Consider the following 14,401-nt stretch of genomic DNA (forward strand, 5'->3'; position numbering starts at 1 on the left):
GACCGCCTTCCACCCTCCCGGAGGCATCCGTGCGTTCCCCCTTCCGCCTCGCCGTCACCGCCGCCCTGACCGCCTCGATGACCGCGGCCGTCTGCGGCGGCCCTGCCCGCGCGGCCGAGCCCGCCCTGACGGACCTGACCTTCGGCGGGGTGCACAACGCCTACGACAGGGCGGCCTACCCCTACCTGGTCGACGCGCTCGACGCCGGGAACCGGATGATCGAGATCGACCTGTGGACCTTCTTCGGCCAGTGGACCGTGAGCCACTCCAACCCGTTCTGGAGCGACAACAACTGCGAGAAGGGCGCGACGGCCGGCGAACTGCGCGACTCGGCGCGCAACCAGCAGTTCACGCACTGCCTGGACAACGTCAGAGCCTGGCACGAGGCGAATCCGGGCCACGAGCTCCTGGTCCTCAAGCTGGAGATGAAGGACGGGTTCCACGACAACCGGGGCCGGGGTCCCGACGAGCTCGACGCCGTCCTGCGGGACCGCTTCGGCGACGCGATGCTCACCCCCGCCGACCTGACGGGCGGCCACGCCACCCCGGACGCCGCCGCCCGCGCCGGGGCCTGGCCCGCCGACCACCGGGGCAGGATCATGGCCTACGTGATCCGGGGCACCGCCGAGAACGACAGCCTGCCCACCGAGGTGGAGTACGCCCGGCACCTGCGGGACCACCCCGCCGACGCCCAGGTCTTCCCGGTCCCCCGGGGAGGGTACGGCGCCGCCGACCCGCGCCAGGCCTACGAGGAGTCCCTGCGCCCCTGGTTCGTCGTCTTCGACGGCGGCGCGGCGTCCTTCGCCGGGCTGCCGGCCGAGCGGCGGGCGTTCTACGGCGACTACTTCACCGCGGTCACCTCCGCCCACGAGGTCGCGCCGGCGCTGGACCCCGTGAACCCGCCCGCGGACCAGGCCCTGGCCAGGACCAGGGCGCTGGGGTGCCTGGGGGCGACCGTCGTGTCCAGCGACTGGCGCCGCGTCCCCGGCTGGCAGGGCCCGCACGCCCGCACCGGGTGCTGAGGGGCCCCGCGGCCGCACCGGTCTCCCGGCATCCGGCGGCGGGGCATCCGGCGGCGGGGCGGCCGTACGGTGCCCCGCGGACCGTACGGTGCCCCGCGGACCGTGCGGCGCCCCGCCCGTCGCCGCCGGCTCGCCGGACCCCGCCGCCGGGCCCCGCCGCCGGAGCCCGTACGCCGGAGCGATCCGGCCGGTCCCGGATCTTCCCCGCGCGGTGTCCTGTTGCTACATTCCGAGATGAGAATTCATTTCAGTTCTTGGATCGGAGGGCTCGATGACCGCTCTCACCCCCGAGCCGGAGCCGACGGCGCCCGCCCGGCGCGACCTGCCGCCGTCGATGGTCGAGCGGATGACCCTGATCATGGACGCGTTCACCGGCCGCTCCACCCGGCTGACCCTGGAGGACGTGGCCCGCCGCACGCACCTGCCGCGCTCGACGGCGCACCGGATCCTCGACCAGCTGGTCCGCCTCGGCTGGATCGAGCACACCTCCTTCGGCTACGGCCTGGGGCCGCGCGCCCTGGGACTCGGCGGCGGCGACGGCGGACACGGCGAGGTCCGGGAGGCGGCCGCGCCGCTCCTGCACGACCTGCAGCTCAGGACCGGCCTCGTGGTCCACCTGGCGGTCCTCGACGGGGCGGAGGTCTTCTACCTCGACAAGGTCGGCGGCCGGTTCGCCGCCTCGGTCCCCTCCCGGGTCGGCGGCCGGGCCCCGGCCCACTCGACCGCGTTGGGCAAGGCGATGCTGGCCTGGCTCGAACCCGAGGAGGTCGACGCCCGGATCGGCGGCGCCATCGGCCGCCTGACCAGCCGCACCATCGGCGAGACGGACGTTTTGCACCAGGAGCTGAACCGGGTACGGCAGCGCCGGGGGCTGGCCTTCGAACGGGGGGAGTGCTTCCCCGACATCGCCTGCGTGGCCGCGGCGATCCGCGGCCCCGAAGGCCCGGAGGCCGCGATCTCCCTGGTGGGGGACGTACGGACGCCGCTGGAGAAGGTCGCCCCGCTGGTGGCCTGTGCCGCGCGCCAGGCCTCCGAGGCCCTCTTCCCGGACGCGGAGGCCCCCCGGCGGGCCCGCCTGATGGCGGTGGTCCCGGACCGGACGTGGTCCGCGGAGACCGTGAACCGGCTCCTGGCCACCGGCCAGAACGGCGACTGGTTCTGACGCCGCCGCGCGCACGGCGCACGCTCAGGGGCCGGTCTCCTCGTCTTCCTCTTCCGGTTCGTCCTCCGGTCTGAACGGCTCCAGCGGACGGCTGCCGAGCACCCATCCGGCCGAGACACGCGCGAGGCACGCCTGCATCCCGTTGAGCTCGTCCCGATCGATCGACCAGTCCATGTCCGGCGGGCCCTCGCCCATGACGATCGCGGCCATGAAGTCGTTCCAGCGCCCGTACGAGCTGAGCAGAACCGCCTCGTCCGGAACGTCCAGGTCGAGCACCACGTAGCGGGCGTACTCCTGCGGAGTCTGCGGGCAGAGCAGCAGCTCCGCCGCCAGCGCCACGCGGTTGTCCCGGGTATCCGGTCCCTCCCACGCCCACACCGGCGGCCGGCCCCCGCAGTCGAGGCCGCGCCGCGCCATCTCCGCCGCCATCGCCTCGTAGCAGGCCCGGTGGTTCCGGACCGTGATCCGCTCCCAGTCCCCGACCAGCTCACCGGCGTCCTCCAGCGACTCGAGAACCGCTCGGTGCTGGACCGTCCACAATCGCATCAGGTGATGATGCCAGGGCGGGGGCACGGAGATCCACGCGATCAGGCCGGGAAGGGCGGTGACGGACGGCTCCGCCGCGCTCAGGCGGTCCGCGCCGCATGCGACGGTGACGGCCCCGCCGTACTCAGGCCGGGCCGCGCCGCCCGCCGAAGTAGGCCGCCGCGACCCGGGTGTGCAGGGGGAAGGCCAGGTCCTGCGGCCGGTCGATCACCAGCCACTCCGACGTCTCGGCCGTGGGCGCGACCGGCGGGAGAGCGGACGCGGCGGTCCGCGGCCCCAGGGCGAAGACCAGGACGGTGCCGTCCGGGGCGCTGAGCACGTCGAACAGCCGGACGTCGGCGGCGTCGACGACGACGCCCGTCTCCTCCCGCAGTTCGCGCACGGCCGCCTGCTGCCAGGACTCGCCCAGGTCGACGAAGCCGCCGGGCAGGGCGAGCGCGCCCCGGTGCGGCTCGACGTCGCGGCGGACCACCAGCAGTCCCCCGTCCACCGGCAGCACCATCACCGCGACCGGGAGGGGATTGAGGTAGGAGGTGTTCCCGCAGGCGGAGCAGGTCCGCGGCCAGGCCTGGTCCGGGGCGTAGGCCATGCCGCAGAAGGAGCAGTGGGAGTTTCTGACCGTCACGGCGGTGAGACTAACAACTCCCGCTCCGGTCGCGGAGCCGTACGGACGGCCGGCGGCGCCGGTCCCGCCGTGCGGTCACGCCACCCTCCTGACCGGATCTCGGCGACGCCGACGGCCGAGGACGGGCCACCGGCCATCCTGACGGTCGAGGCGGGGAGAGGCGGCCGCACCGTCCGACGGCTGTGGAACAGGAAAGATGATCTTCCCGATTTGACCACTTTCCGTTCTTTATCTGCTACTTATGTGGATCTTGCGCATCAACGAGGTATATGTGTACCTTCTGATCGTTTGCTTGTTGATCACTCTGAACCGCTGATCCCGGCCTCCGCCGGGGGGACCGACGGGGTGGGGTAGCGACGGCACAGGCTGTCGCGCTGGCTGGTTCGGAGGGTGACGGCGTATGCGCCGCAGTCTGTCGTGGTCGCGTTCATCAAGCCGGAAGGCCTGGATGACGGCGGTGTTCACTGTGGTGCTGACACCCGGCTTATTGGGCCTTCAAGCGCTGCCGGTGACGGCCGAGACGAGTACAACCGTTGCGGCCCCGGTGCTCCGAGGCGGAGCGCTCCCGGTGCAGTTGATCGGCAGTGCGGCCGGTATGCCGTCTCTTGTGGAGGCGGAGCGCACGTCGACGACGGCGCGGTCCGCCTCCTCTACGTCACCGGATGTCAAGCCGCCCAAGCAGGTGCTGCCGTCTGAAGGCAGGTTCGTTAAGGAGTCGGCTCCTCTCACGACGCAGGCTCCCGCCTCTGCGAAGAAGACCGAGGAAGCAGAAAAGCCTCAGGCCATGGCTTCGGCGCAGGCCTCGGCGGCGGCTCCGTGCGGAAGCGTGTCGGCCTGGCGGTCGAACTACGCGGTGACCAAGGGGGATCGCCTGGCCTCGGCGGGCCGGATCTGGGAGGCCCTGATCGACATCGCCGGGTGGTTGAACACGACGCCGCCCGAGCAAGGGGACGCATGGGAGTGGGCGGATCGAGGAGCATGTCCGCTGCCGGCTGCTCCCACGGTCACCTCCATGGCACCGGTCGACGAGGCGCTGGTGATGACGCTGCAGCCGACGTTGTCGGCGACGGTGACGACCTGGTCCGGTGGCGTCGCCGGGTTCGACTTCCAGGTCTGCGACAGCCCGTCGATGTCGGGCGACTGCGTCGACTCCGACGACTACGGCTTCGACTGCTGCGGGCTGTCCGGCCAGTGGAAGCTGCCCGAGGGGTACGTGGCATGGGGACAGGAGTACTGGTGGCGGGTGTACGTCACCGACGCCTCCACCATCGGGGGGCGGGGCGCCTACTCCGAGACGCATTCGTTCACCGTGGGCGTGCGCCAGCCGTCGATCACCTCGAACCTGTCGGCCCGGGGCATCAACGGCCAGGAGTTCTACCAGGCCAGCGGCAATTACACGACCACCTTCACCGACGCCGTGGTGGCGAGCGCGGGGCCGCCGCTGTCGGTGGTGCGCTCCTACAACAGCATGGATCCGCGGCGGGACGGGGCGTTCGGTGCGGGCTGGTCGACCCGTTTCGACATGCGGATCGTGGCGGAGACGATCCGCGGCCACGAGGCACTGCTGGTGACCTACCCCGACGGGCGGACGGTGCGGTTCGCCGCCAAGGAGAACGGGACCTTCCAGCCGCCTCCCGGCACCTACGCCACGTTGGCGAAGGTCGACGGCGGAGGCTGGCGGTTGATGGACAAGTCGTCGACCTCCTACGTCTTCGATGCCCAGGGGCGGCTGCTGAAGGTGACCGACGGCCGTGGCCGCAGCCAGGACCTGGTCTACGGCGGCGACGGCAGGCTGAGCAAGGTCACCGCCGTCGGCGGCAGGTCGCTGACCTTCACCTGGACCGGCGCGCACGTCACCGGTGTGTCCACCGACCCGGTCGGTGGGCAGCCGCTGACGTGGGCCTACACCTACACCGGTGACCGGCTGACGAAGATCTGCACGCCGACCGAGGCGTGCACCGTCTTCGACTACGGCACGGGGTCGCTGTATCGCAGTTCGATTCAGGACGCCGATCCGCTGGGGTACTGGCGGCTGGGGGAGGCCTCCGGTCAGAGCGCGGCCGATCAGGGCTGGGGCGCGGGTCCGGCGTCCTACTCGGGGGTGACGCCGGGCCGGCCGGGCGCGCTGGCCGGCAGCAGTGACACCGCGGTGGAACTGAAGAGCTCCAGCTACGTCGAGCTGCCCTCAGACGTCATGCAACGACTGCGCGGGCAGGGCGCGGTGGAGCTGTGGCTGAAGACCACGGCGACGGGCCGCATCGTCTCGACGGGGCAGTGGAGCACGCTGGACCCGGTGCTGCAGGTGGGTGCCGACGGCAGGCTGCGCGCCTCCTACAGACCGACCTCCTCGCCCATCGTCTCGCCCGCGGCGGTCAACGACGGCGCCTGGCACCATGTGGTGCTCACCATCGCCGCCGACAAGCAGACCCTCTACCTGGACGGGCGCGCCGTCGGCACGCTCACCCAGGAAGCGGCGAGGGAGGAGCGAAACGTCACCCGCATCGGAGCGGGCCTGGCGGGATCGGTGGACGAGCTGGCGATCTACGATCGGCCGCTGACCGAGGCCGAGGTGACCGCGCACTTCGAGGCGCGGGCCGAGGCACCGAACAAGCTGTCGAAGATCACGCTGCCGAGCGGCCGCATCTGGGCGGCCAACACCTACGACCCCGCGACGGAGCGGCTCACCGCCCACACCGACGCCCACGGCGGCACCTGGAAGATCGGCACTCTGGCCTACGACCGGACGACCGGCAAGTCCACGGTGAAGGTGACCGACCCGCGCAGCGAGACGCTGACGTACGTCTACGACGCCTGGCGCGGATACCGCCTGGTCGCGCAGACCGACCAGCTCGGCAAGACCACCGACTACGGCTACGACACCGGCGGTTTCGTCAAGACGGTCAAGGACCCCAACGGCAACACCACCGAGAACTTCTACGACAAGCGGGGCAACACCCTGGCCGGCAAGCAGTGCCGGACGGCTGGCAACTGCCAGACCACCCGCTATGCCTACCACCTGACCAAGGACGACCCGTTCGACCCTCGCAACGACCGGCCGCTCGCCCTGCGGGATGCCCGATCGGCCAGCGCCACCGATGACACGTATGCGACCCGGTGGGAGTACAACCAGTACGGCGAGCGCACCAAGGAGACCACCCCGGCGACTCCCGGCTTCCCCGACGGGCGGACGGCCACCTCCACCTACACCGACGGCACCGAGGCCGCTATCGGCGGTGGAGCCACCCCGGCGGGATTGCTGGAAACCGTGAAGAACGCGCGCGGCGACGAGACGACCTACCGCTACGCCTCAACCGGTGATCTGGCCGAGCAGACCACCCCCGCCGGACTGAAGATCACCTTCGCCTACGACGGAATCGGCCGGGTCGTCTCCCGCAAGGAGATCTCCGACGCCCATCCCGATGGAGTGGCCTCGGCTTTCACCTACGACGCGATGAACCGGGTCCTCACCGAAACCGGCCCCGGGGTGAAGAACGAGATCACCGGCAAAACGCATACCGCCCGCACGGCCTTCACCTACGACGCCGACGGCAACACACTCACCGTGACGCTGACCGATCCGACCGGTGGCGATCCCGAGCGCACCACCACCTACACCTACGACGACCACGGCCGTGTCGCGTCGGTGACCGACCCCGAAAAGGGCATCGTCCGCACCACCTGGGATGCCACCGGTGCTGTCGTCTCCACGACCGATCCCCTGGGTACGGTCGTGGCCTCGGCCTACACCAAACGCGGCGAGCTGTACACGCGCACGCTCAAGGACTGGACCGGCAGCCCGGTCGACCCCCAAGCCGCCAAGGACGTGGTGCTGGAGTCCTTCTCCTACGACCCCGGCGGCCGACTGGCCGGCCAGGTCGACGCGCTGGGCCGCAAGACCACTTACACCTACTTCACCGACAACCGCCTGTCGCAGGTCATCGCCGACGACGTGCGGCTCAACGGCTCCACCACCCCGGCCGACGTGGTGCTGGAGGCCAACACCTACGACGCGGCCGGCAACCTGACCAAGCAGGTCACCGGCGGCGGCAAGCAGACCACCGAGTACGTCCGCGACGCCGCGGGCCGGCCGACCTCCACCACGTACGACCCGGCCACGCTCAAGCGCACCACCGCCTACACCTACGACGCGGCGGGCAACGTCACCAAGGAGACGTTCACCGGCGCGGGCAGCACCCGGGCCGAGTCGACCGAGTACGCCTACAACCCGCTCGGCCAGATGACCCGGCGAAGCGTCGACAACGGCGAGGCCGACCTGGTCTCCACCTGGAGCTACGACGAGCGCGGGCTGCTGGTCAGGCAGACCGACCCGCGTGGCAACGCCTCCGGCGCGGACGAGGACGCGTTCACCACGACGATGCGCTACGACGCCGCCGGGCGTCTAGTGGAGGCCACCGCGCCGAAGGTGACGATCGAGAAGAACGGCGCCGCCGCCGACGGCCGACCGGCCACCAAGTACGGCTACAACAGCCTGGGCCTGGCCACGCAGGTCGTCGACGCCGAAGGCCGCACCACCACCTCGACCTTCGACAAGGCCGGCCGGCCGACCGCGACGATCCGCGCCATGACCGCTTCCCCCGACCCGGGCTCTCCGACGGTCCCGGCCGGGGAGGCCGGGCACTGGGCGATGGACGAGGGCTCCGGCACCGCGCTGGCCGACGCCTCCGGCAACAAGCACACCGCCACCGCCACCGGCCCGATCACCTGGGGCGAGGGCAAGCACGGCAAGGCCGTCACCTTCGGCGCGGGCACGCACGCGCTGACCGCCGCGCCGGTGCTGCGCACCGATGAGAGCTACACCGTTGCGGCGTGGGCCTATCTGACCGCGGACGAGCACTCGGCCGTCGTCAGCCAGGACGGGACGGTCAACAGCGGCTTCAAACTGCAGTACTCGCCCGGCGACAAGAAGTGGCGGATGGTCGCCTACACCAGCGACACCGCCGGCTCGACCGACACCAAGGCCATCTCCTCCCGGACGGCCAAGCTCAACACCTGGACGCACCTGACCGGCGTCTACGACGCGCAGGCTCGCAAACTCCGCCTGTACGAGGACGGGGACCTGGTCGCCGAGAACGACTACACCAGCACCTGGAACGCCGGCGGAGGCCTGCTGATCGGCCGCAGCAAGCTCGCCGGCGCCTACCAGCACTCCTTCCGCGGCACTCTTGACGAGGTCCGCGCCTACGGCAAGGCCCTGACCGGTGAGGAGGTCCGCGCCCTGGCCACCGCCGCCCCGGCCGCCGCGGCGAGCGCCCCGGCCCAGACCGCGCCGGTCGAGTCGAAGACCACCCTCGCCTACGACGCGGCCGACCGCGTCACCAAGCTCACCGACCCGCGCGGCTACGCCACCACGGTCGAGTACGACGCCCTGGGCAACCCGGTGCGCACCACCCTGCCCGGCGCCTCCGGCCCCGGCAGCGTTTCGGTGACCGAGTACGACCTGCTCGGCGAGCAGCTCGCGTCCGTGGACCCGACCGGCGCCCGCGCCGAGGCGACCTACGACGATCTGGGCCGGATGATCACCCAGACGCAGATCGAGCGCAAACCCACCACGGCCGCGCTGACCACCAGCTTCACCTACGACACCGCCGGCAACCTCACCAAGACCGTCGCGCCCGGCGGTAAGACCACCGACTACACCGTCAACGCCGCCGGGCAGGTCACCGCCACCACCGACCCCAACCGCAACACCTCCACCATCGGCTATGACTTTCTGGGCCGCCCGGCCAAGGTGACCGATCCACTGGGCAACACCACCGAAGCCGAATACGACCTGGCCGGACGGCAGACCGCGGCCAAGGACCTCGATGCTTCCGGGGCGGTGGTCCGCACGATCGGTTTCGGCCACGACCCGGCCGGCAACCAGATCAGCCGCACCTCCGGCGAGGGACACCTCACGCGGCAGGAGTTCGACGCGCTCGGCCGGATGACCAAGCTGATCGAGCCGGTGACGGCCGACAAGACGATCACCACCACGTTCGGCTACGACGCCGCCGGCGCCCGCACCCGCCTGACCGACGGCCGCGGCAACGCCACCTGGACCACCTACAACAGCCTCGGCCTGGTCGACTCCATCACCGAACCGGCCACCACCGCCCACCCGAATGCGACCGACCGCACCTGGACTCAGGTGTACGACGCGGCGGGCAACACCACCGCCACCCTGCAGCCGGGCGGCGTGCGCATCGACCGCACCTTCGACCCGCAGGGTCAGGTGACCAAGCAGACCGGCACCGGCGCCGCCGTCGACACTCCCGAGCGCACCTTCGCCTACGACCCGGCCGGTCGGCCGACCGCGATCGGCGACTACGGCCTGGAGTATAACGACCGCGGCCTGCTCACCAAGGTGACCAAGGCCGGCGCTCAGGTCGCGGCCTACGCTTATGACGCCCTGGGCAACACGATCCAGCGCGTCGATACCGCTGGCACTGCCGCCTACACCTGGGACGACGGCAGCCGTCTGAAGACCGCTACCGATCCGGTGACCGGACGCAGCTTCACCTACGGCTATGACAAGGCCGACCGGCTCACCAGCCTCACCTCGGCAGGCCCGGCCACCACCCAGGCCTACGGCTACGACGCGCTCGACCGGCTCACCTCCCACACCCTGAAGAGCAGTAGCAACACCGAACTGTCGAAGATCGCCTACGGGTGGGACAAGGACGGCAACCTCACCTCCAAGACCACCTCCGGCACCGCCGGAGCCGGCACCAACACCTACGGCTACGACCACGCCGGGCGCCTGACCTCCTGGACCGGCCCGGACGGCAAGATCGTCGACTACGCCTGGGACGACGCGGGCAACCGCGTCAAGGCCGGGGAGGAGACGTTCGTCTACGACGAGCGCAACCGGCTGCTGTCCGGCGGTGGCACTGATTACACCTACAGCCCTCGCGGCACGCTGGCCGCCGAGACCAAGGACGGCGCTACCCGCACCCTTGTCTTCGACGCCTTCGACCAGCTCGTCTCCGACGGTGATGCCACCTACGGCTACGACGCGCTCGGCCGGATGACTTCCCGCACCAAGGGCAGTGACCAGCGGCGATTCGTCTACTCCGGGCTGGAGAACGACATCGTCTCCGTTGTCGACGGCGCTGGAGCTGTGCAGGCCAAGTACGGTCGCGACCCCTTCGGCGGCCTGCTCAGCCTGGCCGAAGGGGGCACCGCCGCTGTGGGGGTGATGAGCGACCTGCACGGTGATGTGGTGGCGACCTTCTCCGGGACCGCCCTGGTCGACTCGGTCGCCTACGATCCGTTCGGCAAGGTCACCCACCACTCCGGGATGAAGCGTTCGCTGGGCTATCAGGGTGAGTACACCGACCCGGACACCGGCAAGGTCAACATGCACGCCCGCTGGTACCAGCCCGGCACCGGAGGCTTCGTCTCCCGCGACGGCTGGACCCTACCGGCGACCCCTTCGATCCAGACCAACCGCTACACCTACGTCAACGGCAGTCCCCTCATCGGCGTGGACCCATCCGGGCACGCGCTTCCGATCATCGCCGGTATCGCCGCCTGGAAGCTGGGGGCCGCGCTCATAGCTGCGGCCGGCGCTTATACGGCAGCCCGATATGTCCAAAAGCACCCATTCTATACCAGCAGCAGCTCCTCCGCATCGTCGACCACGAGCACACCGACCGTGACGATGCCGAGGACAAGGACCGTGCCATACACCCGACCGTACATACCGACCGAGCGGGCACCTCTCCGGCGAGTCTCCAATCCACCTGCCCCTACTACCGTCCCGCCGACAACCACCACACGGCCGACAACCATCACACGGCCGACAACCATCACACGGCCTGTCACCTGTACTTCGATGTGCCCCGGCGACCTGAGCGTCCCCGATGACATCGTCGACACGAAGAGCCCTTCGTTCATCAACGACCCGAACAACGCCAACAACCCGATCTACCGGCGCACCCCGCAGCAGGAGAGGGATTACTGGTGCTCGCGCGGCCCGTGCACCGGCACCTACACGGGTCATGTAGGCACGGAGATCAGCGGCGGCGTAGCCGCTGGGGCAGGAGCTGCTGCGGCCACCGCAGCGCCTCCGAGCACAGACACCCGACCCAGCAACACGACCGGAAGCAGTAACGGAAGCTCGACTGGAAGTGGAACAGGAAGCTCCACTGGGCCCAGCAGCAACAGCGGGCCCAGTAGTCGACAACAGCAGCCGGCCCCGCCACCGCCTACCAGCGCAGATACTGATGACGATGAATGCCGAACGAATATAACTTACGGAAATCTCGATTCATACGGACGACCCACTGGGGGATACGCCGAATACTGCAATGGAGATATACCGCGCGGGTCTCCCGCAACCAGGAAGCGCACTCCAGGGTTTCCCAAGGACAATCCTCGAACAGGCGGAGGATATACGTATGCGCGCTGCCATCTTATCGGTGACAAGATCGGTGGATCCGGTAAAGACATGAGGAATCTAGTGACATGTCACCAGAATCCAACCAACAGCGCACAGATGTATCATGAGGTCGAGAAGCGAGTTAGGGCGGCTGTCAAAAATGGAGAGAACGTATCATACAGAGTGATTCCTAAGTACAACGGGAAGGCGCTCATACCGAATCGTGTCCACATAACCGCCGTAGGGGACAGAGGGCTTCTGATAGATAGATGCCTTGAGAACAGCGCCAATGGAAGGAATCTACATGGCAGCTATTGCTGATCTTGAACAGCTTATTGGGGGACCTTCCAAGCAGCCACCTCCGGTGGACTGGCCTTCGATAGAGGCAGAGCTCGGCCTGACGTTCCCGAGCGACTTCAAGGAGTGGGCAAGCAGATACACAGAGACCCGGATAGATCAATTCCTCTATATTCACCATCCGGGAATCCGTCCCGAAAAATCCCTGAAAGAGGACGCCGAGGCACGACTGAAGCAGCTCCGCCCCATAATAGAGGAATGGGGGTCTATCGATCTGATCGACGAAACCGGCGAAGAGCGGGAAGTGGAACCTTTCCCACTCTATCCCGAGACCGGAGGAGTTTATCCGTGGGGCTCTACAGATAACGGCGATTACCTTCTTTGGCTAACCAACCCCAACCCAAGGAATTGGTCTATAGTTGTCACAAACGGAGCTTCCTGGTGGCACTACAATGGATCGTTTATCGAATTCATTGTTGGCATACTTTCCCGTGAGATAGCATGTCCGATACTCCCAGATGATTTCCCGGAAATCTTAAACAGAGAAGAATATGCTCAGGCGGATATCGATCGCATAGCCAACAAACATATCAAGCAAGACTGAGATGGTCAGCCAGGACTCAGTTTCAGCGTAAGCATTCAGAAGGCGGATGACGCTGCGTAAGAGCCGTCGGTCACTCGGCCGGCGCGACAGGCGGCATCCACAGGTCGCCGGTGAAGGTACGGCGCATCGCCTCGAACACGCTCAACCCGTGCTTTCGGGCGCTGTCGAGGTAGGAGCGCACCGCCAGCCAGGCGGTAGCACCGGTCTCGGACTGATACGGCAGCTGTAGATCGTTAGACCCGACTTGGGGGCTCTTCGAAGTTAACCGGGGTTGAGCGCCGGAGCGTGCCCCGATGAGGTGAGGCCGGCGTCTTGAGAGAGCTCGCGACTCTCGTTGATCATTCCTGTTGTCGAAGCAAGATCTCACAACAGAAGAGCCGCGAGCGTGGTCAACGATACGACTCGGCTGCTGGGCCTGGAAGGCGTGGCAGTCACCAAGATCGATACCGGCAACAACACCCCTGGTCAGGGGCCTGTCCTCTATCTGGAGACCCTGGATCCGCGGGCGCGCGCCTGCCCGGCATGCGGGACGACCGCGACCCGCATGAAGGAGTGGGTGCTCACCCGACCCCGGGACCTTCCCATGGCAGGACGGGTCTGCCGGCTGCGCTGGCGCAAACGGCGCTGGCGGTGTGACCACAGCCGATGTCCGCGTACGTCGTTCACCGAGTGCGTGCCGCAGATCCCGGCCCGCTCCCGGTTGACGGTCCGTCTGCGCCAGGCGGCCGGGGCCGCGGTCGCCGACGGTGGACGCACCGTCGTGCAGTCGGCCCGCGACCACGGACTGTCCTGGCCGGTGACCTCAGCCGCGTTCACCGCCTACGCCGCCCGTGTGCTGCCCGCCCAGCCGGACCCGGTCACGGTCTTGGGCATCGATGAGACCCGGCGCGGCCGGTCCCGCTGGGCCTTCGACGAGGCGGCACAGGCGTGGAAGGCCGTCGTCGATCGCTGGCACGTGGGTTTCGTGGACCTGTCCGGAGGCCAAGGGCTGCTCGGCCAGGTCGAGGGCCGCACCAGCCAGGTCGTCATCGACTGGCTGCAGGCCCGCGGGCAGCGATGGAAGGACCAGGTGACCCACGTGGCCATCGACATGTGCACGATCTTCAAAGCGGCGGTGCGGGCCGCGCTGCCGCACGCGGTGCTGGTCGTCGACCATTTCCACATCGTGCAGCTGGCCAATGCCGCCGTCACCGAGGTGCGCCGCCGGGTGACCGTGCAGGTCCGGGGCCGCCGCGGACGCAAGGGCAACCGCGAGTGGGAACTGCGCAACCGGTTGACCCGCTCAGCGGCCCGGATGCACGGCTCTCAACTCGATCCCATGATCGATGATCTGCACGCGCTGCCGATGAAGATCGGGCAGCCGATCCTGGACGCCTGGAACGCCAAGGAAGACCTCCTGGATCTGCTGGCTCTTGCTCGCATGCATCCCGAACGGCATGTCATCGCCGAGCGGTTGTTCCGTTTCTATGACCGGTGCGCCGCCTCGGGCCTGCCCGAACTGGAGCGGCTGGCTGCGACGGTGCAGACGTGGTGGCCGGAGATCTGTGCGTTCCTGCGGACCGGGATCACCAACGCGGGTTCCGAGGGCACCAACCGCGTGATCAAGACGGTCGCCCGGGACGCGTACGGCTTCCGCAATCCGGAGAACCAGCGGCTACGCACCCGCTGCGCCACCACTCGAAAGAGCCGCGGGCACCTCAACCCCGCTTAACTTCGAAGAGCCGACTTGGGTCACGAACCAGAGCTGGCCAGTGGCACGGCT

Annotated in this window: 7 protein-coding genes; 5 read left to right on the forward strand and 2 right to left on the reverse strand. The window is 68.8% G+C overall.

Annotated features, from left to right (window positions below; translation table 11 throughout):
- Positions 1-29 precede the first annotated feature (29 nt).
- Positions 30-1,022 carry a Ca2+-dependent phosphoinositide-specific phospholipase C gene (locus HS045_RS27345; RefSeq protein ID WP_196454338.1) on the forward strand — a complete coding sequence of 331 codons (993 nt, stop codon included), beginning with the start codon at positions 30-32 and terminating at the stop codon, positions 1,020-1,022.
- A 271-nt stretch (positions 1,023-1,293) separates the two neighbouring features.
- Entirely contained in the window at positions 1,294-2,184 is an 891-nt protein-coding gene (locus HS045_RS27350) for an IclR family transcriptional regulator (protein ID WP_196454339.1), read from the forward strand.
- Between the two features lie 24 nt (positions 2,185-2,208).
- Here HS045_RS27350 and HS045_RS27355 read toward each other — a convergent pair whose 3' ends face one another.
- Both HS045_RS27355 and HS045_RS27360 read right to left on the reverse strand, forming a co-directional pair.
- Complete coding sequence (locus tag HS045_RS27355; RefSeq protein WP_196454340.1) at positions 2,209-2,730, reverse strand: DUF3841 domain-containing protein; 522 nt, start codon at positions 2,728-2,730, stop codon at positions 2,209-2,211.
- A gap of 124 nt (positions 2,731-2,854) precedes the next feature.
- Positions 2,855-3,355 (reverse strand): NUDIX domain-containing protein, encoded by a 501-nt coding sequence (locus tag HS045_RS27360; protein ID WP_196454341.1) that lies wholly within the window; start codon positions 3,353-3,355, stop codon positions 2,855-2,857.
- Positions 3,356-4,139: 784 nt separating this feature from the next.
- Here HS045_RS27360 and HS045_RS27365 point away from each other — a divergent pair.
- The 3 genes from HS045_RS27365 to HS045_RS27375 all read left to right on the forward strand — a co-directional run bounded on the left by HS045_RS27365 (position 4,140) and on the right by HS045_RS27375 (position 14,350).
- Positions 4,140-12,059, forward strand: a complete 7,920-nt coding sequence (locus tag HS045_RS27365) for a LamG-like jellyroll fold domain-containing protein (protein WP_196454342.1) — start codon at positions 4,140-4,142, stop codon at positions 12,057-12,059.
- Positions 12,043-12,639 carry an SMI1/KNR4 family protein gene (locus HS045_RS27370; RefSeq protein ID WP_196454343.1) on the forward strand — a complete coding sequence of 199 codons (597 nt, stop codon included), beginning with the start codon at positions 12,043-12,045 and terminating at the stop codon, positions 12,637-12,639. The genes HS045_RS27365 and HS045_RS27370 overlap by 17 nt, the downstream gene beginning before the upstream one ends.
- Before the next feature lie 385 nt (positions 12,640-13,024).
- Positions 13,025-14,350 (forward strand): ISL3 family transposase, encoded by a 1,326-nt coding sequence (locus HS045_RS27375; RefSeq protein WP_196454344.1) that lies wholly within the window; start codon positions 13,025-13,027, stop codon positions 14,348-14,350.
- Positions 14,351-14,401 lie beyond the last annotated feature (51 nt).

Origin of the sequence: Planomonospora sp. ID82291, from assembly GCF_015711645.1 — a bacterium.
Taxonomy (GTDB): domain Bacteria; phylum Actinomycetota; class Actinomycetes; order Streptosporangiales; family Streptosporangiaceae; genus Planomonospora.

What these genes read in the sequence shown, in the direction of transcription:
- HS045_RS27355 (WP_196454340.1), bottom strand. Translation starts at nt 2,730, where the DNA reads ATGCGATTGTGGACGGTCCAGCACCGAGCGGTTCTCGAGTCGCTGGAG.
- HS045_RS27370 (WP_196454343.1), top strand. Translation starts at nt 12,043, where the DNA reads ATGGCAGCTATTGCTGATCTTGAACAGCTTATTGGGGGACCTTCCAAG.
- HS045_RS27365 (WP_196454342.1), top strand. Translation starts at nt 4,140, where the DNA reads ATGGCTTCGGCGCAGGCCTCGGCGGCGGCTCCGTGCGGAAGCGTGTCG.
- HS045_RS27350 (WP_196454339.1), top strand. Translation starts at nt 1,294, where the DNA reads ATGACCGCTCTCACCCCCGAGCCGGAGCCGACGGCGCCCGCCCGGCGC.